This is a genomic window from Pseudomonas sp. R2-7-07, from assembly GCF_003852355.1.
In the GTDB taxonomy this organism is placed as follows: domain Bacteria; phylum Pseudomonadota; class Gammaproteobacteria; order Pseudomonadales; family Pseudomonadaceae; genus Aquipseudomonas.
This window is the reverse complement of record NZ_CP027759.1, coordinates 1,260,028-1,283,928: the sequence shown is the minus strand read 5'-3', so window position 1 is coordinate 1,283,928 and position 23,901 is coordinate 1,260,028. Positions and strand designations below refer to the sequence as shown.

Genomic DNA, 23,901 nt, shown 5'->3' with positions numbered 1-23,901 from the left:
AGCAAAAGAGAACGGATGAATCACCGGCTTCGCGGATTGCCGAACCGCGCCCCCGCCCCTACAATGCGAACAATTCTTGTTCTCTAAAGCATGCCGATGCTGATGGAGTGATCCCGTTGCCGCCGTCCAACACCGTCGAAGTTCTGTATAACGACCATCATCACTGGCTTACCGGCTGGTTGCGACGCAAGCTCGGCTGCCCGGAAAGCGCCGCCGACCTGGCCCAGGACACCTTCATCCGTGTACTCAGCGCACGGGAAGCGCCAACGCTGAACGAGCCCCGCGCCTTTCTCACCACTGTCGCCAAGCGCGTGCTGTTCAACTTTTACCGTCGCCAGGACCTGGAACGCGCCTACCTCGATGCCCTGGCACAATTGCCGGAGCAGGTGACGCCGTCTGAGGAAGACCGCGCCATCATCCTGCAAACCCTGGTGGAGTTGGACCAATTGCTCGACGGCTTGCCGGTCCAGGTCAAGCGCGCCTTCCTGCTGGCCCAGCTCGATGGCCTTACCTATGCGCAAATCGGTGCGCAGCTGGGCATCTCCATTGCCACGGTCAAACGCCATCTGCATAAAGCCGCCCTGCGCTGCTACTTCGCCCTATGAACATCTCGCCCCCCGTCGCCGAACAAGCCGTGCACTGGTTGCTGCAAATGCAGCAAGGCACGCTCGACCCGCGCCAACAGGCCGCCTGGCAGCAATGGCTGGATGCGCACAGCGAGCACCAGCGCGCGTGGGACCAGATCCAGCGCGTCAACCAGCGCCTGCGCGGCGTGCCTTCGCCCCTGGCGCACGCGGCGTTGAATGCACCGACGTCCAACAGCCGGCGCCAGGCGCTGAAGCTGTTGTTGATCCTCGGCGCCGGTTCGGCGGCAGCCTGGAGCCTGCGCCAGCAGCGTATTCTGCCGCCGCTGACCGCCGACTACCGCAGCCCCGTCGGCCAGCGCCGCACCGTGCAGTTGGCCGACGGCAGCCAGTTGCAGCTCAACACCGGCAGCGCGGTGGATGTGCATGTCGATAGCCAGCAGCGACTGATCCGCCTGCTCGAAGGTGAAATCCTGCTGACCGCCCGCGCCGGTGCCACGCCGCTGCGCGTACTCACCAGCCAGGGTCTGCTCAGCAGCCAGGCGGCGCGCCTGAACGTGCGGCAGTTCAGCGACCATACTCAATTGGCGGTGCTCGACGGCCGGGTCGATGTGATGCCCAACCACTACAGCGGCCTGCCGCTGAGCGTCGAGACCGCGCATCAGGTCAATTACACCCGCAAAGGCTGGGACAGCCCTCGCCCCACTGACGCCAACAGCGGTGCCTGGGCAGACGGCATGCTGGTGGCTGCGCATATGCGCCTGGAGGATTTTCTCGGCGAACTCGGGCGCTACCGTCGCGGCCAGCTCAATTGCGACCCGCAGGTGGCAAACCTGTTGCTGTCGGGCAGCTATCCACTGGATGACAGCGAACGCATCCTCGACCTGTTGGAAGTCAGCCTGCCGGTCACCGTGCGACGCTTCACCCGCTACTGGGTGACGGTTCAGGCCCGCGCCTGAAATTATTCAGAAAAACAGTGAGCCGTTTTCCCGTCCTCGCGTGACAGAGAAGGAAAGCCATCTTGATCCTTCCTTCTCAGGACCGCCCTTCATGCCCCTGCAACCGACGCTTCTTGCCCGTACCCTGCGCCAATTCCTCCTCGGCGCCAGCCTCAGCCTGACCGCGCTGCCCCCAGTGATGGCGGCCGAAGCCAAGGCCTATCACATCGCACCGACGAGTCTGGAAGCGGCCCTGAACCAGTTCGGCCGTGAAGCCTCGGTGCTGGTGTCTTTCGGCTCCGAGGTCACCGCCGGCCTGCAAAGCCCCGGCTTGTCGGGCACCTACAGCGCCGCCGAAGGCCTGAATAAACTGTTGGAAGGCAGCGGCCTGCAAGCCCGCGCCGAGGGCGACAACGCCTACAGCCTGCAGCCGGCCAGCGCCCCGGCTACTCTAGAACTGCAGACCTCTAACGTGGTCGGCGACTGGCTTGGCGATGCGGCGCAGACCAACGTGTTCGAACACCCCGGCGCGCGCGATGTGATCCGCCGCGAAGCCTTCGAACGCCAGGGCGCGACCCAGGCCCGCGACGTGCTCAACCGCATCCCCGGCGTCAACGCCCCGGACAACAACGGCACCGGCAGCCACGACATGGCGCTGAACTTCGGTATTCGCGGGCTCAACCCACGCCTGGCGTCGCGCTCCACGGTATTGATGGACGGCATTCCCGTGCCTTTCGCACCATATGGCCAGCCGCAACTGTCATTCGCACCGATCAGCATGGGCAACATGGACGCGGTCGACGTGGTACGCGGCGGCGGCGCGGTGCGCTACGGCCCGCAAAACGTCGGCGGCATCGTCAACTTCGTGACCCGTGCGATCCCGGATGCGCCCACCGTCAAAGGCGGCCTGCAAACCGAAACCAGCCCGTCCTCCAGCCACGACGGCTTCAAGACCACCGGCAACCTGCTGGCCGGTGGCACCGCCGACAATGGCCTGGGCGGCGCGCTCCTGTACTCCGGCACCCGTGGCGGCGACTGGCGCGAAAACAGTGACACGCGCATCGACGACCTGATCCTCAAGGGCAAATACCAACTGGACGACGCCAACAGCTTCAACGCCATGGCGCAGTACTACGAAGGTCAGGCCGATATGCCCGGCGGCTTGAACGTCAAGGACTACAAGGCTGACCCGTACCAGTCGACCCGCCCCTACGATAAGTTCTGGGGCCGCCGTACGATGGTCAACTTAGGCTACCGCTACGAGCAGGACCGCCGTGAGTTCACGGTCAACAGCTTCTTCACCAAGACGCTGCGCAGCGGTTACCTCGACCAGGGCAACTTCCTCTCGCTGTCACCGCGCGAGTACTGGGTACGCGGCCTGGAAACCCGCTTCGCCCAAGGCTTCGACCTCGGCCCCACCACACACGAAGTCGGCGTCGGCTACCGCTACATCAATGAAGCCGGCCACGAGCTGCGCTACCGCACGCCGATTGCGGCCAACCAGCAAATCCCGACCACCGACAGCCGCAACGACCGCGACACGCGCGGCGGCACCGAGGCCAATGCGTTCTTCATCGACGACCGCATCGATATCGGCAAGTGGACCCTCACGCCGGGCATCCGCTACGAGATGATCAAGTCCCAGCAGACCAACAACCTGAGCAACGTCAACTACAAGGGCGACTACAACACTGCGCTGCCGGCGTTGAACGTGCTCTACCACCTCACCGACGACTGGAACCTCTACGCCAACACTGAAGGCTCGTTCGGCAGCGTGCAGTACAGCCAGATGCCCAACCGCGTGAGCAGCGGCGAAGTGAAACCGGAAAAAGCCCGCACCTGGGAGCTCGGTACGCGCTATGACAACGGCAGCCTGCGCGCGGAAATCGGTGCGTTCCTGATCAATTTCGACAACCAATACGACAGCAACCAAACCAATGACACCGTGATCGCACGCGGTGAAACGCGGCACCAGGGCATCGAGTCGAGCATCAACTATGCCCTCGACGGCTTGAACCCGGCACTGGCCGGCTTCGATTTGTACGCCACCTATGCGTATGTCGACGCGACCATCCGCGAAGACGGCCCGAACAAAGGCAACCGCGTGCCCTTCTCGTCCAGGCACAAAGGCACCCTCGGCGTGGGTTACACCGAAGGCCCGTGGAAGCTCAACCTGGACAGCAGCTACCAGAGCAGCCAATTCGCCAACAACGCCAACACCCAGGCCGAAAGCGCCGACGGCGCGAATGGACGCATCCCCGGCTACATGCTGTTCAGCAGCCGCGCAGCGTATGACTTCGGCCCACAGCTGTCGGATTTGAACGTCGCGGTCGGCGTGAAAAATATCTTCAACAAGCAGTACTACACGCGCTCGTTCGACGATAACAACAAGGGCAAGTACGTGGGTGAGCCGCGCACGGTGTACGTGCAAACGTCTATCGCGTTCTGACTGCCTGCCTTTGTAGATCACAACAAATCCAAATGTGGGAGGGGGCTTGCTCCCGATGGCGGAGTGTCAGTCAGTATATTTTTAACTGACCCACCGCTATCGGGAGCAAGCCCCCTCCCACATTTGGACCGAGTACCGCTTAGAGATCCGATGAGGTCCTTTAACTCCCCGCCAGGCAACTGGGGGTGGCCGCGACCAGCGCATCAATGGCGCATCGGGTCTTGGCCGGCATGTGCGGCGCCGTCGGCCAGATCACATGGATGGGGGCCGGCTGTTCGCGGAAATCGGCCAGCACCGCCGCCAGTTGCCCGCGCAGCGCATAGTGGGCGATCAACCAACTCGGCAACCAGGCCAGCCCCACACCCGCGATGGCCGCATCGGCCACGGCCTGGAGGTCGTCCAGCACCAAGGGCGTGATCAGCCGCGAGCGATAGGCGCTGTTGCTGCGGTAAGCAATGCCGCGATGAGCCGACAAGTCTTCAATCCGTTCAATGGGCTCCGCGCACTGCAAATACGCGGGCGACGCCGCCAGGCCCATGACCTGCTCGCCCAGGCGCCGCGCACTCAGGCGGTCGGTATCTGGCAGTGGGCCGATGCGCACGGCAAGATCGAAGCCTTCCTGCGCCAGATCTATCATGCGGTCGGAGAAACTGATATCGATCTCCAATTGCGGATAGCGGTCCATCAAGCCCCACAGCGCAGGCGCGGCATAGTGGTGACCAAACGCCAGTGGCAAACTCGCCCGCAAGCGCCCGCGTGGCTGCTGGCGGCCGCTTTCCAGCACCGACTCGGCCGCCTCCAGCTCTGCCAGCGCGCGCAGACAGTGTTCGTAGTACGCCTGCCCATCCTCGGTCAGACGCTGGCGGCGCGTAGAGCGTTGCAACAGGCAAGTGCCCAGCCGCGCTTCCAACCGCGCCAGGCCCTTGCCCACTGCCGAACGGGTGAGATTCAGGCGCTCGGCGGCTGCGCTCAGGCTGCCGCTCTCGACGATTTGCACGAACAGTTCGACGCCATCAAAACGTGGAGTAGTCATGTTAATTTGTCGCCCTGTATTCCCTTATCCATGGAAAAATCATCGCAAATAAAGAACCAGATTCCCGAGAGAATAATCCCTCCCCCTCTCGAAAGGAACATCCCATGCCACCCGTCGCCACGCTATCGGCCCTCAGCCCACCGCATGTCGCCAGAAACGGTCTGGCGCTCACCGCCGTATGCCTTGTGGCCCTGATGTTCGGCCTGGAAATCTCCAGCGTGCCGGTCACCCTGCCCACCCTGGAACGCGAACTGGGCACGGGGTTTCAAGATGCCCAATGGATCATGAATGCTTACACCCTGGCCTGCACCAGCGTGCTGATGGCGGCGGGCACCCTGGCCGATCGCTTTGGGCGTCGACGCATGCTGGTGCTGTGCCTGTGGGTCTTCGGCCTGGCCTCGCTGGCCTGTGGCTTGGCCAACGACGCACCGACGCTGATCGTGGCGCGTTTCGTCCAGGGCATCGGCGCCGGCGCGATGATGATCTGCCAGTTCGCGATACTGTCGCACTTGTTTCGGGAACCGGCGGCACGCGCCCGGGCATTCGCGATCTGGGGCGTGATTGCCGGCGTGGGCCTGGGGTTCGGGCCGATGGTCGGTGCGCTGATCCTGGCAGTCGCGGACTGGCGCTGGGTGTTTCTTGCGCATGTGCCGCTCACCCTGTTCACCTTGGTGCTGTTGCGCATCAGCGTGCAGGAATCCCGCGACCCGGCCAGCCATCGCCTCGATATCGCCGGCATGCTGACCTTGACGCTGGCGGTGTTCGCCCTGGTGTACTTCATCACCCAGGGCACCGAGCATGGCTTCACCACACCGGGCATGCTCGGCTGGGCGGGTTTGGCGCTGGTGGCGTTGCTGCTGTTCATCGTGGTTGAAAAACGCAGCGCCCATCCGATGTTCGATTTTTCGGTGTTGTGCATCCAGCGCTTCACCGGTGCACTGATGGGCTCGATCGGCATGAACTTCAGCTTCTGGCCGTTCATGATCTACCTGCCGCTGTATTTCCAGGCCGGCCTGGGCTACGACACCCTGACCACCGGCGGCGCCCTGCTCGCCTACACCTTGCCCACCTTGCTGGTGCCGCCGCTGGCCGAGCGCCTGGCCCTGCGCTACGGCGCCGAACGCATCATCCCGGTGGGCCTGGCGACGATGGGCGCGGGGTTTCTGGCAATGGCCGCCGCCAATGGCGCCGCGCAGCCAAGCGCGCTGATGGTACTGCTCAGTTGCGTGATCGCCGGCATCGGCCTGGCGCTGACCAACTCGCCGACCACCAACACCACTACGGGCGCCGTCTCGGCTGACCGCGCGGGCATGGCCTCAGGTATCGACTTCAGCGCACGGCTGATCACCCTGGCGCTCAACATCGCGTTGATGGGCCTGGTGCTGTTGCTGGGGATCAGCCATTACCTGGCCGAGGTATTGCCGCCAAGCACGGCAATGGATTGGCCGGCCCTCAGCCAGCACATCGCGGCGGGCAAGCTGGACGCGCCGGGATTGGCGTTCAACGAGGCCCAGGCGGCGCTGCGCAACGGCGCCGGCTGGGCCATGCTCTTTGCAGGGTTGGGTGCTTGCGGGCTGGCGATGCTTAGCGGGTATTTCTTCAAACAGCGCCGTTAAACGAAAAACGGGCCTGCATGTGCAGGCCCGTTTTCAATGGGGAGTGAAAAAAACTATCAGCCGTTGAATACGGCCCGTTCTTTTTCCAGAAACTCCTGTTCAAGCTCATCTTCATTGACTTTGGTGGTCGGCTGGTTTTTACCGGCAGCGCGGGGCTTGCCTTGCAGTTTGCCGAACAGATGGTCCAGCGCGTGGTCGAGCTTGGTGGCCGCGCCATCGATCGCTTGTTCCAGCGTATCGGCTTTATGGCAGACCGAAATCGCTTGATGGCCTTTTGGACGTGCCTCCAGACGGCAACTTAAATCGTGGGGACCGGGCTTGTCGCCGTTCTCATCCCGCAGGTAGACCTCGACACGGGTCAGGTCTTCTTCATAACGTTCGAGCGTGCTCTCAATGGTAGTACGTACCCACTCCTCCAGTCGGATGCTGCTTTCAATATGGTTATCGCTATTGACTTGGATTTGCATAGTTCTTCCCTTATTTCAGCTAGCTCGCCAGAGATCACAAACTGCAACACCGGGGTGGTGAAACCATGACCTCCTGATTACACAATTGAGCACTCGCTGAAACAATTCAACCCCTTTGCAAAGATAAATCCTACATTACAAATTAACCCTGACGACAAGCAGAAACGCTGTTAGGGTGGGGAGTTAGTTACATCTTCTTACCCCTGAAGATCCTCACAATTGCCCCGCTCCCATTGGGTGCAATGCCCGGAAAACCCCCGCCTCCTCCACCAGCCAATCATGCACTGCGCGCACGCCCGGATGGTTCAATGCGCCTGGCGCATACAGCAGCACGTAGCGTTTGTGGTTGGGCACGGCCAGGCCGAACGGCACGATCAGGCTGCCGCGTTCCAGTTCATCGTTGAGCAATGTGCGTCGCGCAATCGCGACGCCCATACCGGCGATGGCGGCTTCGATGGTCAGGTGGTTGCGGTTGAAGGTGTGCCCGCGGCGTACATCGGCGTCGTGGTAACCAATGGCATCCAGGTAAAACTCCCACTCGGCATACTCATAACTCCCACGCCAGGCGGTGATGTCGTGCAACAGCGGGAAATGCACAAGGTCCGCCGGCCCATGCAGCGGCGGGCGCCCGCGTAGCAGGCTGGGGGCGCAGACCGGAAAGATCTGTTCGTCCAGCAGCGCTGTGGATAACAGGCCTGGGTAGCTACCGTCGTTCAGGTCGATGGCCAGGTCGAAGTCGCCCTCGTGCAGGGCGATGCTGCTGTCTTCGGCGACCAGGCGCAGTTGAATGTCTGGAAAGCGCTGCTGCAAGCGTGGCAGACGCGGGGTCAGCCATTTGCCAAGAAACGACGGGATCGAACGCAGGCGCAAGGTGCCGCTGATCATCCCGGCGTCCAGACGCTGTAATTCGGCGTCAATGCTGCCATAGGCCTCCCCCACCACCGCCGCCAGGCGTTGCCCTTCGGCGCTGAGCTCCACGCCCCTGGCGCGCCGATGAAACAGTCGAAAGCCCAGGCGCTCCTCCAACTGGCGAATCTGCTGGCTCACCGCCCCCGGCGTGATGTGCAGTTCTTCGGCGCAGCGGGTGAACGACAAATGCCGTGCAGCGCATGAAAACACATGCAGCCAGACATACGTCTGGCCATGAAGGGGACGGGTCATAGCGTTTAGTCCTGCTAAAGAGTGTCTTAGGATAATTCGTTGGTCAGTGCCGATCCAGAGGCTCAGTATCGCGTCAATCCCGACTGCTCTACAAACATGGCAGCGATTTCTACTCCATTGCTTGTAAGGCTTTAGCATGGCTATCAGCGTTTTCGATCTATTCAAGGTGGGCATTGGCCCGTCCAGCTCCCATACCGTCGGCCCGATGCGCGCTGCGGCGACCTTTGCTCAGGCGCTGACCGACCAACGATTGCTCAGTGAAACCCGCCGCGTCGAAGTGCGTTTATACGGTTCGCTGTCAGCTACCGGCGTCGGCCACGCTACCGACCGCGCCTGTGTGATGGGCTTGATGGGAGAATGGCCGGATCGCATCGACCCCACCTCGATCAACGCACGCATCCAGCAACTGCGCGAGTCCGGCCAACTGCTCCTCGCCGGCCAGCAGAACATTGCCTTCGACTGGCACACCGACCTGCTGCTGCTCGACGAAAGCCTGCCCTACCACCCCAACGCCATGTCCCTGCACGCCTATGGCGACAGCGGCCTGCTAAGCGAGCAAACCTATTATTCGGTGGGCGGTGGTTTCATCATCGAAGCTGCCGAAGCCGCGTCGGGCATTGCGCCCACCAGCGATGTGCAATTGCCCTACGAGTTTTCCAGCGCCGTCGAGCTGTTGGCCTTGTGCAACCAGCACGGCCTGCGGGTTTCGCAGTTGATGATGGCCAACGAACGGGCATGGCGCAGCGACGCAGACATCCGCAGCGGCCTGCTGCATATCTGGTCGGTGATGCGCGAGTGTGTGGAACAAGGCCTGCGCGATGAAGGCATTCTGCCCGGCGGCCTGGATGTACCGCGTCGCGCTGCGAAATTGCACCGCAGCCTGTTGGAAATCGGCAAGCCCAACGTGATCACTTCGACCTTATCAGCCATGGAGTGGGTCAACCTGTTCGCCCTCGCCGTCAACGAAGAAAACGCCGCTGGCGGACGCATGGTCACCGCACCGACCAATGGCGCGGCAGGGATCATCCCGGCGGTGCTGCATTACTACATGAAGTTCAACGCCGACGCGTGCGATGACGACGTCGTCAATTTCTTTCTGGCTGCCGCCGCCGTCGGCATCCTCTGCAAGAAGAACGCCTCGATCTCCGGTGCCGAAGTCGGCTGCCAGGGCGAAGTCGGCTCGGCCTGCGCCATGGCCGCCGCCGGGCTGGCAGAGATCCTCGGCGCTACACCTGAGCAACTGGAAAACGCCGCCGAAATCGGCCTGGAACACAACCTCGGCCTGACCTGTGACCCGGTTGGCGGGCTCGTGCAGGTGCCGTGCATCGAGCGCAACGCCATCGCGGCGGTCAAAGCGATCAATGCCACCCAAATGGCCCTGCGCGGCGACGGCAAGCACTTCATTTCCCTCGACCGGGTGATCCGCACCATGCGCGATACCGGCGCCGACATGCATGATAAATACAAAGAAACGTCACGGGGCGGCCTGGCGGTCAGCTGGGTGGAGTGCTGACCGGGATGACTGCGCCGTCAGCGGTCGTTTTTTGCGTACTGCCCTGAAACGGATCACCGTTCCCAGGCACAACCTGTATCAAATGTGAGAGGGGGCTTGCCCCCGATAGCGGTGTGTCAGCCAATAAATGCTCGGCTGGAAGACCGCTATCGGGGGCAAGCCCCCTCCCACATGGGTTGCTGATCGTCTGGCAGTGCGCTGTACGGCACGGCCCTTGCTGTACAGCCTCTGAGGAAAACGGACTTTGGCCGGTGGTCAGGCACCACGAACTATTCCCGACACCGGTCGTCAATGACTGCATGTTCTTATCAGGCGGTAACGCACCATGGACAACCCTTTTCAGATCATCACCGACACCTTCAGCCCGCAATACCGCGTCAACCTGAGCATCCAGCGGCTGGACGGCAGCATCATGCTCACCCTCTCCGATGACAGCGGCGTAGTGGCCAAACGCATGATCAGCGCCGAACAACGCAACGACCCGCAACGGCTCAAGCGCCTGGTGCAAAGCATCCAGTTCGGCATCGCCATCGAGCAGGGTCACAGCGCCATGGAAATCCTCGCGGTGATGACCGATGGCGACAATCACAAGCTCTTGCAGCCACCGCCCACCCGTAACCTGCCGTTCAGCGTCGGGCTTTAAAGCTCGCCCTTCTCGGTTTCCAGGCTCGCCTCCCCCTTGCGACGCGGGCCTTCGACCTTCACCGACGGAAAGGCCGACGACGCGTAGCGCACCACCAGAATCGCGAAGGCCAGCAGCAGAATCCCACCGCACAGGTAGATAATGCCCACGTCCGGCGGGTTGTGATGGGACACGTTGGAGATCAGCAGACGCGTCAGCGCGGTGATTGCCACGTAGATCAGGAAACGCACCGGCATGTGGTTGGTCTTGAAATAGATCCCGACCATGGCGCCCAATTCCAGGTAGATGAACAGCAGCAAGATGTCATCGATCTTGATATGCCCGTTCTCCAGCATCCCGAGAAACTCCATCACCGCCGCCCAGGCAGTGACCGCCCCGATGGCGAACAGCGCCAGGTAGTGGAACGACTCCACAAACAGATTGCCCAGCGACTCGGCCAGCCCATGGACTTGTTGACGCAGCTTTTCGGCCCAGTTGATTTTCACGATGATGTTTCCTTAGGTCGGCTCGACCGGATAATGCGGGAGGGACGTGACGGTTGTTCTGCATGCAGAAAAAAGGCCAGAGGCCGGGTAGTGAGATGGTGGCAGGCTGATATTAGGCACTTAATCGGCTTGATGGAGTGAAAGCTTCGACTCGATGAGTGCGTTCATCTCGCTCATGACTTCTTCATGAGAAATGCCTGAGCATGGGTCATCCAAGGCTTTTTGCACCTTGGCTCGAAACCATTGGTCGTAGGCCGGCTCGTCATCCCAGCTTTGAGGGCTTTCAAAACACTCATTTTTCATATGAACGCCTCTTGTGTGGCGAGGGAGCTTGCTCCCGATGGGTGCGCAGCGCCCCCAATGCCTGTCACTGTGATCTCTCTCGAAGTACACCTTTGCCTGAATTGGGGCTGCTGCGCAGCCAGCGCGAGCAAGCTCGCTCGCCACAACCAACTCGCTCGGCAAAGGTGTTGAGGGCCTCAGACGGGCGCGACTTGTTCCAGCGCCCGGTCCACCAACAAACCGCCTAGTTCTAACAGTTGGTGAATAGCCAACGCCAAGCTTCGTTGAGGACCTTCAAGGTCGAAGGCCAGCGTGTCGGCCATTTCACGGGCGCTGTTCAAGGTTTCACTGGCGTTGGCCAGCAAAGTTTCCGTGTCATTGTTAGGGGTTACACTGAAAAGCGTGACAGGCGGCTCTAGATTCAGATGGTCGGTATTGACTGAGGTATTTCTTTCCATGGTACGACTCCAAAAGTAAACACGTAGGTTCTCCTTCCCTTAAATCGAGCCGCCAAGCTCGGCCATGCGAATGCAAAGCCCGTGAAAGGTAAGCCACCGTAGGATTGCTCAGCAACCTCGACGTGCTGTGCGAAATTTCCGCTGTAGCAACCCCCCATTTCCCAACTACATTAAAAACCTACTATCCAAACCCCGGCGTTTGGCTTATGCTTTTCGCTGTATATAAATACAGTAGTCGCAAAAGACAACTATCGTGAAGGCATGTGAGGTGGTGAATGGCCGTCGAAGTGGTATACCGCAGCAGCCGAGATCTGGAGCGTTTGTTCATGGATAAAGCCGAAGCTGACCGTCATGACAAGATGCTTGAACTCGCTGAGTTGCTGGCAGAAGTGTTGCAAAAAGCCGTGCCGTCCTTGAGCGAGCAGCAGGTGGAGGAAGCCGGGATCTACATGGCGAAGAACCGCGATGTATTTGCCAAGGCGTTCAAGAGCCAGCCGGACGCGTTGTCCGAGTTGCTGAACGCGGCGGCGGAATAAAGCCCGAATTGAACAGGCCCTGAATCATGGATTCAGGGCCTTTTTAATGCCTGGTCATTGGTACAGCAGGCGCTCGGCGAGTTCGTCCGCGACCCGTGCCGGGGAGCGTTTTTCGGCTTGGGCATGAGCGTAGACTTCGGTCAGGCGCTTGCCGATGTTGGACAGGTGCGCGGTGATGCTCGGCAGCTCCGCGCCGCTGTGTTTGAGCGCGACGTAGATCAGGCCGCCGGAATTGATCACGTAGTCAGGGGCGTAGAGGATGCCGCGCCCTTCCAGTTGGTCGGCCACTTGCAGGTTGGTCAATTGCGCGCTGGCGGAGCCGGCCACGGCGGCGCAGCGCAGCTGGCCGACGCTCTGGCGATTGAACACCGCACCCAGGCCGCAAGGCGCGAGGATGTCGCAGGGCGTGCTGAGCAAAGCGTCGTTGGCGATGGGGTGGGCGCCCAATTGCTCCATGGCCAGTTGCACCTTGCCGTGGTCGATGTCGCTGACCAGCAGTTCGGCGCCTGCCGCGTGCAGTTGTTCGGCCAGGGCGTAACCGACATTGCCCAGGCCCTGCACCGCCACGCGCAGACCTTCGAGGTTGTCGCTGCCCAAGCGGGCCATGGCGGTGGCGCGGATGCCGGTGAACACCCCCATGGCCGCATGCGGTGCAGGGTCGCCGGCGGCCGTGGTGCTGGTGACGAACCGGGTGTGTTGGGCGATGCAATCCATGTCGGCGACCGAGGTGCCGCTGTCGATGGCGGTAATGTAGCGCCCGCCCAGTTGCTCCACACAGCGACCGAAGGCTTCAAACAGGCTTGCGCGGCTCTCCACATGGGCGGGGCGCAGGATCACCGCCGTGCCGCCGCCCACCGGCAAGCCCGCCAAAGCGGCCTTGTAGCTCATGCCTTGAGCCAGGCGCGCGGCATCCGCCACGGCACTTTCATCATCGGGGTAGGCAAGATAGCGGCAGCCGCCCAGGGCCGGGCCCAGGCGGCTGTTATGAATGGCGATGATCGCCTTCAGCCCGCTCACCGGGTCGACGCTCAGGTGCAGCGATTCCAGGCGGGTGCTGTGCATGAGCGCAAACATCGTCGTGCTCCCGAATCACTTCTGGTAGTGGCCCAAGTATAGGCTGACAACAGCAAACTGCTCGATCGCACTGGAATAAGCGTCCCCGTTTCGTGGGACTCGCGGCATAAGAGCGTGGGATATTTACTTAAGATGCTGGACGAAAATTCGCAGCAAGGCTAAAACGAGGGCATCCGCCGGAGAATGCAATGAATCCCCGCACAGCCTTTTTCGCCTGCCTGGACCGTTCACCCCCTGCGCTGTTCGAAGCCGCGCTGTGGATTGCGGCCGAGCATGATGCTGGCGTACAGCCACAACTGATCCTGCAGGCGTTCGGCCTGCTGCAACAACAGGTCAGCCTGGGCATGCCCACGTTGCCGGCCGATGAACTGGGCCAGCCGCTGCTGCGCTGCATGAACGACCTGGGCTTTGCCCAGGATGACTTCACCCCGCTGCGCCCCGCCGCCGCGTTGCTGGACAAGGTATTGCAACGTAAACGCGGGCAACCCCTGGCCCTGGGCCTGATCGCGCTGGAGCTGGCGCGGCGCCTGGAGATACCCCTGGTCGGGGTGAATTTCCCCGGCCACTTCCTGCTGCGGGTACCCGGCGCCGATCACCTGCTGGACCCCTGCGGCGGTCGGCGGCTGTACCCCAACGACTGTCGCGAACTGCTGCACCGCCAGTACGGAGCCAATCTCAAACTGCAGGCAGAGCACCTGCACAGCGCCGATCCGCGCGCGATCCTGCAGCGGCTGTCACGTAACCTGCGCCAGCTGTACCTCGCCAACGACGAACCACTGGCCGCCCTGGCGGATGCCGAGCGTGTGCTCGAACTGGGCAATGCCAGCGCCGCCGACTACCTGGCGCGGGCCAGCCTGTATCAGCGCCTGGACTGCCCGAGCGCCGAGCGGTTTGACCTGGAACACGCGCTGATGCTCAGCGAAGACCCTATCCAGCGCCTGCGCCTGACCGAGCGGCTGGGGCACCTGCCGCCCAATTCAGTGGGGCATTAACGCGCCTTGAGCAGGTCGCCCGGCGACGGCTTCATGGCTTCGCTCACGCCGGGCGATCGCACCTGAATAATCAACAGCGCCGCAATCACTGCTGGGATCGCACAGAAGAAGAAAATCTGCTGCACCGGAATATGCATCGCCAGCAGCAGGCTGCCGAACAACGGCCCCAGGATCGAGCCGAATCGCCCCACACCCAATGCCCAGCCCGTGCCGGTGGCGCGCACGTGCGCCGGGTAGAAATTACTGGCGAACGCATTGAGGGTCAGTTGCCCGCCGATGATGCAGAACCCGGCGGCAAACACGCACGCCACCAGGTAACGCGGATTGTCATGGTTCAGGCCCAGCAGCACAGTGCACACCGCCGCCGCTGCCAGCACAGCGGACAACAGGCGCACTTTGCTTTTCAGCCGATCGGCGAACCAGGCCATGCCGATGGCGCCCACTGTGCCGGCAAACAGGAACAGCGAGGTCACCAGGTTGGCCTGGTTCAGCGCCAGCCCGCTTTCAAGCAACAGCGACGGCAGCCAGCTGATCATGAAATACAGCAGGATCAGGCTGACGAAAAAGGTCGCCCAGATCAGCACCGTGGGGCGCGCGTAGCCGTTACGGAACAGCTCCACCACGGTCAACCGGCCGCCCTGCTCCTGGCGATTCTGCGCCTCGCTCGCCAGGGGCGCCCGCCAATCGGGCAACATGCGCGCCGTGACCTTGTGCAAGCGCGCGTAGGGCGGCGCATCGCGCAGCAAGCGCGGCAGGGATTCGGGCAACCGCCACACCAGGAACGGAAACAACAGCAGCGGCGTAACACCGCCCGCCAGGAACACCGCCTGCCAACCGAAACCGTCGATAAACCCCGCCGCCACAAACCCACCGGCCGCGCCGCCGAACGAGAAGCCACAGGCTGCCAGGGTCACCATCAGGGTGCGCATGCGTGGCGGCGAATATTCCGACATCAAGGCCATGGCGCTGGGCATCGCGCCGCCCATGCCGATGCCGCAGATAAAGCGTGCGGCCATCAGCGTGGTCAGGGAGTTGGCGAACACCATCAATACGGTGAGGCTGGCGTAGATCAGCACACAGGCCAGTAGAATGCGCCGCACACCGAACCGGTCCGCCAGTGGCGTCACCAGCAGCGAGCCCACTGTGAGGCCGAGCAGGTTGGCGCTGAATACCGGGCCGAACGCGGCTTTTTCCAGGCCCCAGTCCTTGGCCAATGCCGGCACGACATAGCCGAGCACCTGGGCGTCGTAGCCATCGGTCACCAGTAGCAATGCCAATAGCAGGAGAATCAACCACTGATAGCGCGACACCGGACGGGCGTCGAGTGCCGCGCGAAAGCTGGCAATCTGATTGTGCATCGCAAGGTACCTTTCATTATTTTTATTGGCTGGCGCTGATCAAAAACTGTGGGAGGGGGCTTGCTCCCGATGGCGGTGTGCCAGTCGACATATTCATAGCTGGCACACCGCTATCGGGGGCAAGCCCCCTCCCACATTTTGTTTCTGTGCAAGTTATGGGAATTATGGTGTGTCAGGTTGATTGGCCGGGTGCGCCTGCACGAACGCCGGATGCTGCGCCGCCAGTGCGGCCACCCGCCCGATACGCGGGTACGCCGCCAACGGCACCTTGAAACGCTCGGCTGCATACAGCTGCGGGATCAGGAACGCATCGGCCATGCCCGGCTGTTCGCCAAAGCAGAACCCGTGATCGCCAATCAACTGCTCCACCGCACCGAGTCCCTGGCTGATCCAATGCGCGATCCACTCGAGCAATTGCGCCTCATCATGGCCCCACTGGCGCAGCAGGTTCTGGGTGCTGGAGTTGTGCAACGGGTGAATATCACAGGCGATGATCGATGCCACGGCGCGTTCGTGGGCACGCGCCGCCAGGTCTTTGGAGAGCAGCGGTACCTGGGGATAACGTTCCTCCAGGTATTCGACGATCGCCTGGGACTGAATCAACAGTTCACCGTCGCTGCGCAAGGCAGGCACACGCCCTTGTGGATTGATCGCCAGGTACTCGGGCTGGCGATTGGCTCCACCTGCCGGCACCAGCAGATTGATCGGCACCGCCGTGAAATCCAGGCCCTTGAGCGCCAGGGCGATGCGCACCCGGTAGGACGCGGTCGAACGATAGTACGTATAGAGTTCCATCACCCCGCCCCCTCAGCGTGCGCCGACCACAGTGCCACGGCATTCGCCGAAACCGATGGAGGCAAAGCCTTCGCGGTTGCAGCGCGCACGCAGGATGATTTCATCGCCGTCTTCGAGGAATTTGCGCACCTCGCCGGAGGCCAGTTCAATCGGTTTTTTGCCGCCTTCGGTGATCTCCAGCAGGCTGCCGAACTGCCCTGGCTGCGGCCCCGACAGCGTGCCCGAACCAAACAGGTCACCGGCCTGCAGCTGGCAGCCGTTGACGCTGTGGTGCGCAACCATTTGCGCCACGGTCCAGTACATATGCTGGGTGTTGCTCAGGGTCAGGCGATGGGCCGGCAGGTTCTGCTCACGCATCGATGCGGTGGTCAGCAGCACTTCCAGCTCGATATCGAAGGCGCCGGCCTTTTGATCGCGAGGGTCCAGCAGGTAGGGCAACGGCTGCGGATCGCCTTCGGGTCGCGGCGGTTGCGCCTTGCGGAACGGCTCCAGCGCTTCGGCCGTGACGACCCAGGGCGAGATGCTGGTGATGAAGCTCTTGGACAGGAACGGCCCGAGCGGCTGGTATTCCCAGGCTTGGATATCGCGTGCCGACCAGTCGTTGAGCAGGCAGAAACCGGCGATATGTTCGGCCGCTTCGCCGATGGCAATCGCGTCGCCCATGGTGTTGCCCTGGCCGATCCAGATGCCCAGTTCCAGTTCATAGTCCAAGCGGGCGCAGGGGCCGAAGGTGGGCTCGGCCTGGCCGGCCGGCAGTGTCTGGCCCTTGGGGCGGCGCACATCCGTACCCGAGGGACGAATGGTCGAGGCACGGCCGTGATAGCCAATCGGCACGTACTTGTAGTTGGGCAATAGCGGGTTGTCGGGACGGAACAGTTTGCCGACGTTCTGCGCGTGTTCGATGCCGACATAGAAGTCGGTGTAATCATTGATTTTGGCAGGCAAGTGCATCTGACAATCGGCGGCACGGTGCAACACCTGCGCCTCGCGGGTTTGCAGCTTGCTGCCTTCGGCGAGCAGTTCCAGCAGGCGCTCGCGCAAGGCCACGCGTGGGCCGCGGCCGAGTTCGAAAAAGGCGTTCAACTGGCCGCCCGCAGTCGCCTCGACCGCACGCCGCGCTTCACCGTCAAACTCATCCAGGGCGGCGTGCAGGTCAAGGATCGCGTCGCCAATCGCCACGCCACTGCGCGGCGCCGAGCCGTTGATGCTGAACACCCCCAGCGGCAGGTTCTGCAGGGGGAAATCCGCGTGACCGTTGGCGGAGGCGACCCAGCTGCGGGTCTGTGTGGGTTGAGTCATGGGTTATCTCCGATTCGGGTTGAAGGTGGCGGGCAGCGAAGCCCAGCACGCGTCATAAGCGGGTTGCAGTTGCGGGCATTCCAGGGCGAACTGGGTGGGGCGCAGCACCTGGCTGGTCTCGAACATGAAGGCCATGGTGTTGTCGATCTTGTGCGGCGCCAGGTCCGCGTTGATCGCTTTGGTACAGGTCTCGCCGTCCGGGCCATGGGCGCTCATGCAGCTGTGCAGCGACGCACCGCCGGGCAGGAAACCCTCGGCCTTAGCGTCGTAGGCACCCTGGATCAGGCCCATGTATTCATTCATCAGGTTGCGGTGGAACCACGGCGGGCGGAAGGTGTTCTCGGCCACCATCCAGCGCGGCGGGAAGATCACGAAGTCAAGGTTGGCCAGGCCGTGCACGCTGGTGGGCGAGGTCAATACGGTGAAAATCGACGGGTCCGGGTGATCGAAACTCACCGTGCCGAGGGTGTTGAAGCGACGCAGGTCGTACTTGTACGGCACGTTATTGCCGTGCCAGGCGACCACGTTAAGCGGCGAATGGTCGAGCTCGCAGGCCCAGAGTTCGCCGAGGAATTTCTGCACCAGCGTGGTCGGCTGCTTGAGGTCTTCGTAGTGGGCGACCGGGCTGAGGAAGTCGCGCGGATTGGCCAGGCCGTTGCTGCCGATGGGGCCCAGGTCCGGCAGGCGCAGCGGTGCGCCATGGTTTTCGGCGACGTAGCCACGAGCTTGGGCGTCGAGCAGTTCGACGCGGAACTTGAGCCCGCGTGGCAGTACCACAATCTCCAGCGGCTCGACCTCCAGCACGCCCAGCTCCGTGGCGATACGCAAACGGCCCTGTTCGGGCACGATCAACAGTTCGCCGTCGGCATTGAAGAACACGCGCTCCATCGAGCGGTTGGCGCGGTAAGTGTGGATGCTGATGCCTGACGGCTTTTGCGACCCGGCGTTGGCGACCATGCCTACGAGCCCGTCGATAAAGTCAGTCGGCTCGCCTGGGATGTCCAGCGGGCTCCAGCGCAGCCGGTTCGGCGTCACCGCGCCCAGAGGTCCGCCGGCCAACTGCCGCTCCAATTTGCTAAAGGCCGGGTGATTGGCCGATGGCTGGATGCGGTACAGCCAGGTACGCCGGGCTTCGCTGCGCGCCATGGTGAACGCGGTGCCGGAGAACAGTTCGGTGTACAGCCCGTAGGGCGCTTTCTGCGGCGAGTTCTGGCCGACGGGCAGCGCGCCGGGCAGGGCTTCGCTGGCGAATTCATTGCCGAAGCCCGACAGGTATTCGAGGTTCATGGAGCATCCTCTGGGGGTCAGTTGTTTTTATCGTAATCGAGTTACGCTTAACGTAATTTGATCGCCATGGACCGTCAAGCTATAAAGACGCCCACTCATCTCTCGGATTCTCGCACCCCCATGGAAAAGCCCCGCGACACCGGTAAACAGAAAGTCCGCTCGGCCGAAGTGGGCACCGATATCCTCAAGGCCCTGGCCGAACTGTCGCCGGCCACTTCACTGTCGCGCCTGGCCGAGCATGTGCAGATGCCGGCGAGCAAGGTCCATCGTTACCTGCAGGCGCTGATCGCCTCGGGCTTTGCTGAACAGAACGCCGCCACCAACCACTATGGCCTGGGGCGCGAAGCCTTGCGCGTAGGCTTGGCTGCGCTGGGCAGCATGGATGTGCTGAAAGTCGGCGCGATGCCCCTGGCGGAGCTGCGCGATGACTTGAATGAAACCTGCTTTCTGGCGGTGTGGGGCAACCAGGGCGCGACCGTGGTGCACATCGAACCGGCGGTGCGCGCGGTTACGGTGGTGACGCAACTGGGTTCAGTCTTGCCGCTGCTCAGTTCGTCCACCGGGCTGGTGTTCAGCGCCTATCTGCCGACTCGGGAAACCGTGGAATTGCGCGAGCGCGAAATCCAGGCCGGCACCGCCCATACCCTGGCGGACGACCAGGCCTACGCCATCACCTGCGAGCAGATCCGCCAGCGTGGCCTGCACTTTGTGCATGGTTTGCTGATGCCGGGGGTGGATGCGTTGTCGGCGCCGGTGTTCAACGCCGTGGGGCACGTGGCGGCGGTGATGACCGTGGTCGGCCCTACTTCGCTGTTCCACGCCGATGAAGACGGCCCGGCGGCGCAGCGCTTGCTGGCGGCGACCCGGGCCGTGAGTTGGCGTATGGGTTATCAGCCCTGAGTCAGTCGTGCCACTGCGCCAGAGCCACGGCCAGGCGGTTTTCCAGAGCATGGATGCTGGCGGTGTCGCTCAGGTAGTTATTGCTGATCATCGCAAACACCAGTCGCCGTCCTTGGGCATCTGTGAGGTAACCGCTCAGGGACGACACCCCGCTCATGGAACCGGTCTTGCCGTGCAGGTTGTTCTCGGCGGCCGTGGCGTGCAGCCGATAGCGCAAGCTGCCGCCGGTCATACGATCGCTGTTGCCGGCAATTGGCAATGCGTTGTACCAGGCATCGAACCACGGCTGTTTGCTTGCGGCCAGCAGCAGGTCGGTCAGGGTTTGCGACGACAGCAGGTTACGCCGTGACAGGCCCGAGCCGTCCACCTGGCTCAAGGTACTCGTATCCACCCCCTGTCGCTCGAGAAACCCGGCCACCGCCGCCACGCCCGCCGCCGCCGTGCCGCTGTTGGCGGTCTTGCGGCCCATGGCTTTGAGCAAGGCTTCGGACATGTTGTTGTTGGAGAGCTTGAGCAGCGGCGTGATCAATTCCTGCAAGGGCGCCGATCGATGCTCGACCAGCACGTTCGCCGTGGCCGGGCTCGCAGCACCGATCACCCGGCGCCCCATCACCTGGATGCATTGCCGCGCCAGCGCCTGCTCGAACAGGTTGGCCACCAGTTGCGTCGGCTCCCATACGCTGACCAGTTGCTCGCTCTGCCTGCCCGGCGCAACGGTGCCGCTGAGCTGCAACAGGTTGGTGCCATGCCGGCGGTTGACGCCATAGGTGTTGCCCGGCCCGCTGAGGGCGCGGTTGCTCAGTTGAAGGTAGTCGGTGGGCGGATAAATCTCGACCGTCACCGGCAGGCCGGTCCGCATCGGTGCCGTGGCCGTGACCAGCACGCTGCCGGCGTCGAAATCGGCGTTGGGCGCCACGGTCAGCGCCGAAATCTGCGCGCCGTAATAGGTTGTTTCATCATCCTGGGACCAATCGACCCCCAAGCGCTCAGCGTCGAACCAGGTGTCGTCGAACACCAGGTCGCCCTGGACCTGGCGGATGCCCTGGCTGGCCAATTGCGCCGCCAGGGCCTGGTAGTCGGCGAGCTGCAAGGTCGGGTCGCCGAGGCCGCGCAGGTACAGGTTGCCGGTCAGGCGTTCGCCCTGGCGCGTGCCGTCACTGAGCAGCTGCGTGGCGAAGCGGTATTGCGCGCCCAGCACATCCATCGCCGCCGTGGTGGTCAGCAGCTTGAGGTTGGAAGCCGGCACCAACCGCGTGCTCGGATTGTGTTGATACAGCATGTCGCCGCTGCGTACGTCGCGCACCGTCAGTGAAACCGTGGCGCCACGCAACGCCGGGTCGGCCAACAGTTGGTCGAGCGCCGCTGGGGTGGCGAGGTGTGAAACGCTGGCGCAGCCGCCCAGTAACAAGCTCAAGCCGACCAGCAGCGCGCTGGTGTGTAACCATCGTCCAAAGTGCATCAGTAGCGTTTTCCGTAGGCATCGAATGCCGGCAACGCTAACAGCTCAGGTGTCAATGTGGGAGGGTGCAATCCCCCTCCTCCCACAAAAAAGCAAATCCGGTCAGAAGGTAAGGGTGCTGGACACCGACACCTGCCGCGCATCACCGATGGACACGAACTGTGTGTTCACCGAAGAGGTGTAGTAAGTGCGGTCGAAAAGGTTTTTCACATTGAGCTGGAACTTGACCTTCTGCCCGTCGATTTTGGTGTCATAGCTGGCGAACGCATCGGCCACGGTATAGCTCGGCAATTCGAAGCTGTTGGCCGCATCCCCTGCCCGCTCGCCCACGTAGCGCGCACCGGCACCGACGCGCAGCTGATCGCCACCCAGCAGGCTGCCGAAGTCATACACGGCCGACAGCGACGCGGTATTTTTCGCCACGTTTTGCAGGCGATTGCCTTTGAGCGTCGGGTCGTCGGTGACCTCGGCATCGGTGTAGGCGTAACTGCCGATCAGGCTCCACTTATCGCTCAGTTGGCCGCTGGCATCCAGCTCCAGGCCACGGGAACGCACCTTGCCCGCCACGCTGTAGACCGAGGTCAGCCCCTCGCCCACCTGCACCAGCACGTTGCGCTTATCGATGGTGAACAGCGCGGCGCTCGCGGTGATGCGCCCCGGCAGGTCGAACTTGGTACCCAGCTCCCAGGCCTTGGATTCTTCCGGCTGCAGGCTGCCCTCCAGCACCGTTTTGTTGGCCAGCGGCGCAATGGTGGAGTTGGGTTTGAACGACTCGGTGTAGCTGCCGTAGAACGACAGTTCGTCGGTGTAGCGATACACCAGCCCGGCACGCGGCACCCACTTCTGGCCGTTGCCGTCGGTGTTGGCAGTGAACGGCACGCCTTTGCCGGCGTATTGGTCGTACATCTGGTAGCGCGCGCCGCCCACCAGGATCCATTGGTCGTTCAGGTGGATGGCGTCCTGGAAGAACAGCGAATCGCTGCGCAGCAGATCGGTCTGGTTGCTGTCCGGCGCGCTGACATTGGAGCCCGCCACTTCGTTGCCGTAGACCGGATCGTTGTAGTTGAAACTGCCGCGTGGCGCCTGGCGAATCAGCTCGGCGCGGTGGATTTTGCGGTATTCATCGTCCAGCCCGAACACCAGGTCGTGGCGCATGCCCGCCACATCGACCTTGCCTTCAAGGCTGGCGGTGGCGAAGCGGTCAGTGGTCAGCGCGCCTTGGGTGCCATCCATGCTGCGGGTGAGGGTGCCGTTGGTGTTGACCTTGACCACGCGCACCTGGCTGGCGTCATAGGTTTCACGGTTCCAGCTGTAGCCGAAGTGGGCCTTCCAGTCGTCGTTCAGGTCGTGGTCGACGGTCAGGCGGTACAGGTCGGAGCGGCCTTCCATATTGTTGAACGGCTCATCCAGGCGGCGCGTCGCAGGGATGTTCAGCGGGTGATTGGTTTTTGGATCGATGGCCGTGCCGCGGTCGAACGGCGACAGAAACTCGCGGTGCTCATAGGCGAACACCACTTGGGTCGAGTCGCCATACCAACCCAGCGACGGCGCCACCAGCGTTTCGCGGTGGGTGCCGTAGTTGCGCCAGTAGTCTTCGTCTTCATGGTCGACGATCAGGCGATAGGCCAGGCCGCCGTCGCCAATCGGGCCGGTGGTATCCAGGCTGCCGCCACTGCCATTCTTGCCGCTGCCGAAGGTCGAGCCGCGCGCGGTCAAGGACGTGGACTGCACCAACTCGGGCTTTTTGCTGACGATGTTGACCACGCCGCCCGGGTCCTGGATGCCGTACAGCAACGACGACGGCCCCTTGAGCACTTCCACGCGGTCGGCGGTGGCGTTCAACGCACGGCCCTGCACCACCGGCATGCCGTCCTTCATGATCGAGCCGTTACGGTTGTCGCCGAAGCCGCGCAGCATCACCGCGTCCTGGGTGCTGCCAAGGGTGTTGGACTGGGTGATGCCGCTGATATTGCCCAGCGCGTCATCCAGGTTGCGCGGTTGTTGATCGCGCAAGACCTGGGCGGGTACCACGTTGACGGTTTGCGGGGTTTCCAGCAGCAGGCCCTGGGAGCGCATCACCGAGCTGGTCGGCGGCGGCTGGTAGCTGGTGCTGTCCTGGCCAGGGCTGGCAGCGCTGATGGTGGTGGCGCCGAGATTGACCGCGCCGTCGGCGGGCAGCGGTTCCAGCGCCAGGGTACGGGCGTCGATCTGGCGGAAGGTGAAGCCGGAGTTGCCCAGCAGGCGTTGCAGCGCCTGGGTCGCGCTCATCTGCCCGTTGAGCGCCGGGGCGTTGAGGCCGTAAGGCGCTTCATCGGTATAGATCACGCTGATCCCGGTGACCCGGCTGAAATCACTCAGCGCCTGGGGCAGTGGTTTGGCCGCCAGAGCAAACGTGAACTGGGCGCTTTGCTGTTCCTGCGCCTGTGCCACGGCCAGGGGCAGCAACGCCAGCGCCGAGACTGAAAATACCGAGGCTCCCAGCCATTGTTTGAGCCTACCGCCCGCCGTCGATTTCATGCTGTGAGCACCCGTGTAAAAACGCTGTTAATGCGAATTGATCGCAGTTTCAAGC

The 23,901-nt window shown here is 62.7% G+C and carries 22 protein-coding genes; 9 read left to right on the top strand and 13 right to left on the bottom strand.

What is annotated here, in order from left to right; translation table 11 throughout:
- Positions 1 to 116: 116 nt before the first annotated feature.
- The 3 genes from C4J86_RS05680 to fecA all read left to right on the top strand — a co-directional run bounded on the left by C4J86_RS05680 (position 117) and on the right by fecA (position 3,971).
- Entirely contained in the window at positions 117 to 605 is a 489-nt protein-coding gene (locus tag C4J86_RS05680) for a sigma-70 family RNA polymerase sigma factor (RefSeq protein ID WP_124369744.1), read from the top strand.
- Entirely contained in the window at positions 602 to 1,543 is a 942-nt protein-coding gene (locus C4J86_RS05675) for a FecR domain-containing protein (RefSeq protein WP_124369743.1), read from the top strand. The genes C4J86_RS05680 and C4J86_RS05675 overlap by 4 nt, the downstream gene beginning before the upstream one ends.
- A gap of 91 nt (positions 1,544 to 1,634) precedes the next feature.
- On the top strand, positions 1,635 to 3,971 hold the full coding sequence (gene fecA / locus C4J86_RS05670; protein WP_124369742.1) for a TonB-dependent Fe(3+) dicitrate receptor FecA: 2,337 nt from the start codon (positions 1,635 to 1,637) through the stop codon (positions 3,969 to 3,971).
- A gap of 160 nt (positions 3,972 to 4,131) precedes the next feature.
- Here the strand turns inward: fecA and C4J86_RS05665 are convergent, their stop codons facing one another.
- Positions 4,132 to 5,004, bottom strand: a complete 873-nt coding sequence (locus tag C4J86_RS05665; protein WP_124369741.1) for a LysR family transcriptional regulator — start codon at positions 5,002 to 5,004, stop codon at positions 4,132 to 4,134.
- Between the two features lie 104 nt (positions 5,005 to 5,108).
- Here C4J86_RS05665 and C4J86_RS05660 point away from each other — a divergent pair, with 104 nt between their 5' ends.
- A complete protein-coding gene (locus tag C4J86_RS05660; RefSeq protein WP_124369740.1) occupies positions 5,109 to 6,620 on the top strand; it encodes an MFS transporter in 1,512 nt (503 codons plus the stop codon).
- Between the two features lie 56 nt (positions 6,621 to 6,676).
- On the opposite strand, the gene C4J86_RS05655 is transcribed toward C4J86_RS05660, so the two are convergent.
- Positions 6,677 to 7,087 (bottom strand): HPF/RaiA family ribosome-associated protein, encoded by a 411-nt coding sequence (locus tag C4J86_RS05655; protein ID WP_124365933.1) that lies wholly within the window; start codon positions 7,085 to 7,087, stop codon positions 6,677 to 6,679.
- Positions 7,088 to 7,300: 213 nt separating this feature from the next.
- A complete protein-coding gene (locus tag C4J86_RS05650; protein WP_124369739.1) occupies positions 7,301 to 8,248 on the bottom strand; it encodes a LysR substrate-binding domain-containing protein in 948 nt (315 codons plus the stop codon).
- Positions 8,249 to 8,384: 136 nt separating this feature from the next.
- Between C4J86_RS05650 and C4J86_RS05645 the strand changes: the two genes are divergently transcribed.
- The gene (locus tag C4J86_RS05645; protein ID WP_124369738.1) at positions 8,385 to 9,761 is read left to right on the top strand and encodes an L-serine ammonia-lyase; all 1,377 of its coding nucleotides are present in this window, start codon (positions 8,385 to 8,387) and stop codon (positions 9,759 to 9,761) included.
- Between the two features lie 325 nt (positions 9,762 to 10,086).
- Positions 10,087 to 10,404 (top strand): DUF3509 domain-containing protein, encoded by a 318-nt coding sequence (locus C4J86_RS05640; RefSeq protein ID WP_124369737.1) that lies wholly within the window; start codon positions 10,087 to 10,089, stop codon positions 10,402 to 10,404.
- On the opposite strand, the gene C4J86_RS05635 is transcribed toward C4J86_RS05640, so the two are convergent.
- The 3 genes from C4J86_RS05635 to C4J86_RS05625 all read right to left on the bottom strand — a co-directional run bounded on the left by C4J86_RS05635 (position 10,401) and on the right by C4J86_RS05625 (position 11,629).
- A complete protein-coding gene (locus C4J86_RS05635) occupies positions 10,401 to 10,889 on the bottom strand; it encodes a phosphate-starvation-inducible protein PsiE (RefSeq protein WP_057724703.1) in 489 nt (162 codons plus the stop codon). The genes C4J86_RS05640 and C4J86_RS05635 overlap by 4 nt on opposite strands.
- A gap of 120 nt (positions 10,890 to 11,009) precedes the next feature.
- Complete coding sequence (locus C4J86_RS05630) at positions 11,010 to 11,192, bottom strand: antitoxin (protein ID WP_124369736.1); 183 nt, start codon at positions 11,190 to 11,192, stop codon at positions 11,010 to 11,012.
- Positions 11,193 to 11,368: 176 nt separating this feature from the next.
- Positions 11,369 to 11,629, bottom strand: coding sequence for a DUF6124 family protein (locus tag C4J86_RS05625; RefSeq protein ID WP_124369735.1), 261 nt, complete (start codon positions 11,627 to 11,629; stop codon positions 11,369 to 11,371).
- Positions 11,630 to 11,904: 275 nt separating this feature from the next.
- Between C4J86_RS05625 and C4J86_RS05620 the strand changes: the two genes are divergently transcribed.
- A complete protein-coding gene (locus C4J86_RS05620; protein WP_003171979.1) occupies positions 11,905 to 12,165 on the top strand; it encodes a YebG family protein in 261 nt (86 codons plus the stop codon).
- Between the two features lie 54 nt (positions 12,166 to 12,219).
- Here the strand turns inward: C4J86_RS05620 and C4J86_RS05615 are convergent, their stop codons facing one another.
- Positions 12,220 to 13,239: a Glu/Leu/Phe/Val dehydrogenase dimerization domain-containing protein gene (locus C4J86_RS05615; RefSeq protein WP_124369734.1), complete on the bottom strand. Its 1,020-nt coding sequence runs from the start codon at positions 13,237 to 13,239 to the stop codon at positions 12,220 to 12,222.
- 188 nt (positions 13,240 to 13,427) lie between these two features.
- Here C4J86_RS05615 and C4J86_RS05610 point away from each other — a divergent pair, with 188 nt between their 5' ends.
- Positions 13,428 to 14,231, top strand: coding sequence for a SirB1 family protein (locus C4J86_RS05610; RefSeq protein ID WP_124369733.1), 804 nt, complete (start codon positions 13,428 to 13,430; stop codon positions 14,229 to 14,231).
- Here the strand turns inward: C4J86_RS05610 and C4J86_RS05605 are convergent.
- From C4J86_RS05605 to hmgA, 4 genes are all read right to left on the bottom strand, one after another.
- Positions 14,228 to 15,589 carry an aromatic acid/H+ symport family MFS transporter gene (locus tag C4J86_RS05605; RefSeq protein ID WP_124369732.1) on the bottom strand — a complete coding sequence of 454 codons (1,362 nt, stop codon included), beginning with the start codon at positions 15,587 to 15,589 and terminating at the stop codon, positions 14,228 to 14,230. The genes C4J86_RS05610 and C4J86_RS05605 overlap by 4 nt on opposite strands.
- Before the next feature lie 162 nt (positions 15,590 to 15,751).
- Complete coding sequence (gene maiA / locus C4J86_RS05600; RefSeq protein WP_124369731.1) at positions 15,752 to 16,384, bottom strand: maleylacetoacetate isomerase; 633 nt, start codon at positions 16,382 to 16,384, stop codon at positions 15,752 to 15,754.
- Between the two features lie 12 nt (positions 16,385 to 16,396).
- Positions 16,397 to 17,683: a fumarylacetoacetase gene (fahA, locus tag C4J86_RS05595; RefSeq protein WP_124369730.1), complete on the bottom strand. Its 1,287-nt coding sequence runs from the start codon at positions 17,681 to 17,683 to the stop codon at positions 16,397 to 16,399.
- 3 nt (positions 17,684 to 17,686) lie between these two features.
- Positions 17,687 to 18,970 (bottom strand): homogentisate 1,2-dioxygenase, encoded by a 1,284-nt coding sequence (gene hmgA, locus C4J86_RS05590; RefSeq protein WP_124369729.1) that lies wholly within the window; start codon positions 18,968 to 18,970, stop codon positions 17,687 to 17,689.
- A 120-nt stretch (positions 18,971 to 19,090) separates the two neighbouring features.
- Here hmgA and C4J86_RS05585 point away from each other — a divergent pair, with 120 nt between their 5' ends.
- Positions 19,091 to 19,870, top strand: coding sequence for an IclR family transcriptional regulator (locus C4J86_RS05585; protein WP_124369728.1), 780 nt, complete (start codon positions 19,091 to 19,093; stop codon positions 19,868 to 19,870).
- A 1-nt stretch (position 19,871) separates the two neighbouring features.
- On the opposite strand, the gene dacB is transcribed toward C4J86_RS05585, so the two are convergent.
- Together dacB and C4J86_RS05575 are read right to left on the bottom strand one after the other, a co-directional pair.
- Positions 19,872 to 21,329 (bottom strand): D-alanyl-D-alanine carboxypeptidase/D-alanyl-D-alanine-endopeptidase, encoded by a 1,458-nt coding sequence (dacB, locus tag C4J86_RS05580; protein WP_124369727.1) that lies wholly within the window; start codon positions 21,327 to 21,329, stop codon positions 19,872 to 19,874.
- A gap of 102 nt (positions 21,330 to 21,431) precedes the next feature.
- On the bottom strand, positions 21,432 to 23,846 hold the full coding sequence (locus tag C4J86_RS05575; protein ID WP_124369726.1) for a TonB-dependent receptor: 2,415 nt from the start codon (positions 23,844 to 23,846) through the stop codon (positions 21,432 to 21,434).
- Positions 23,847 to 23,901 lie beyond the last annotated feature (55 nt).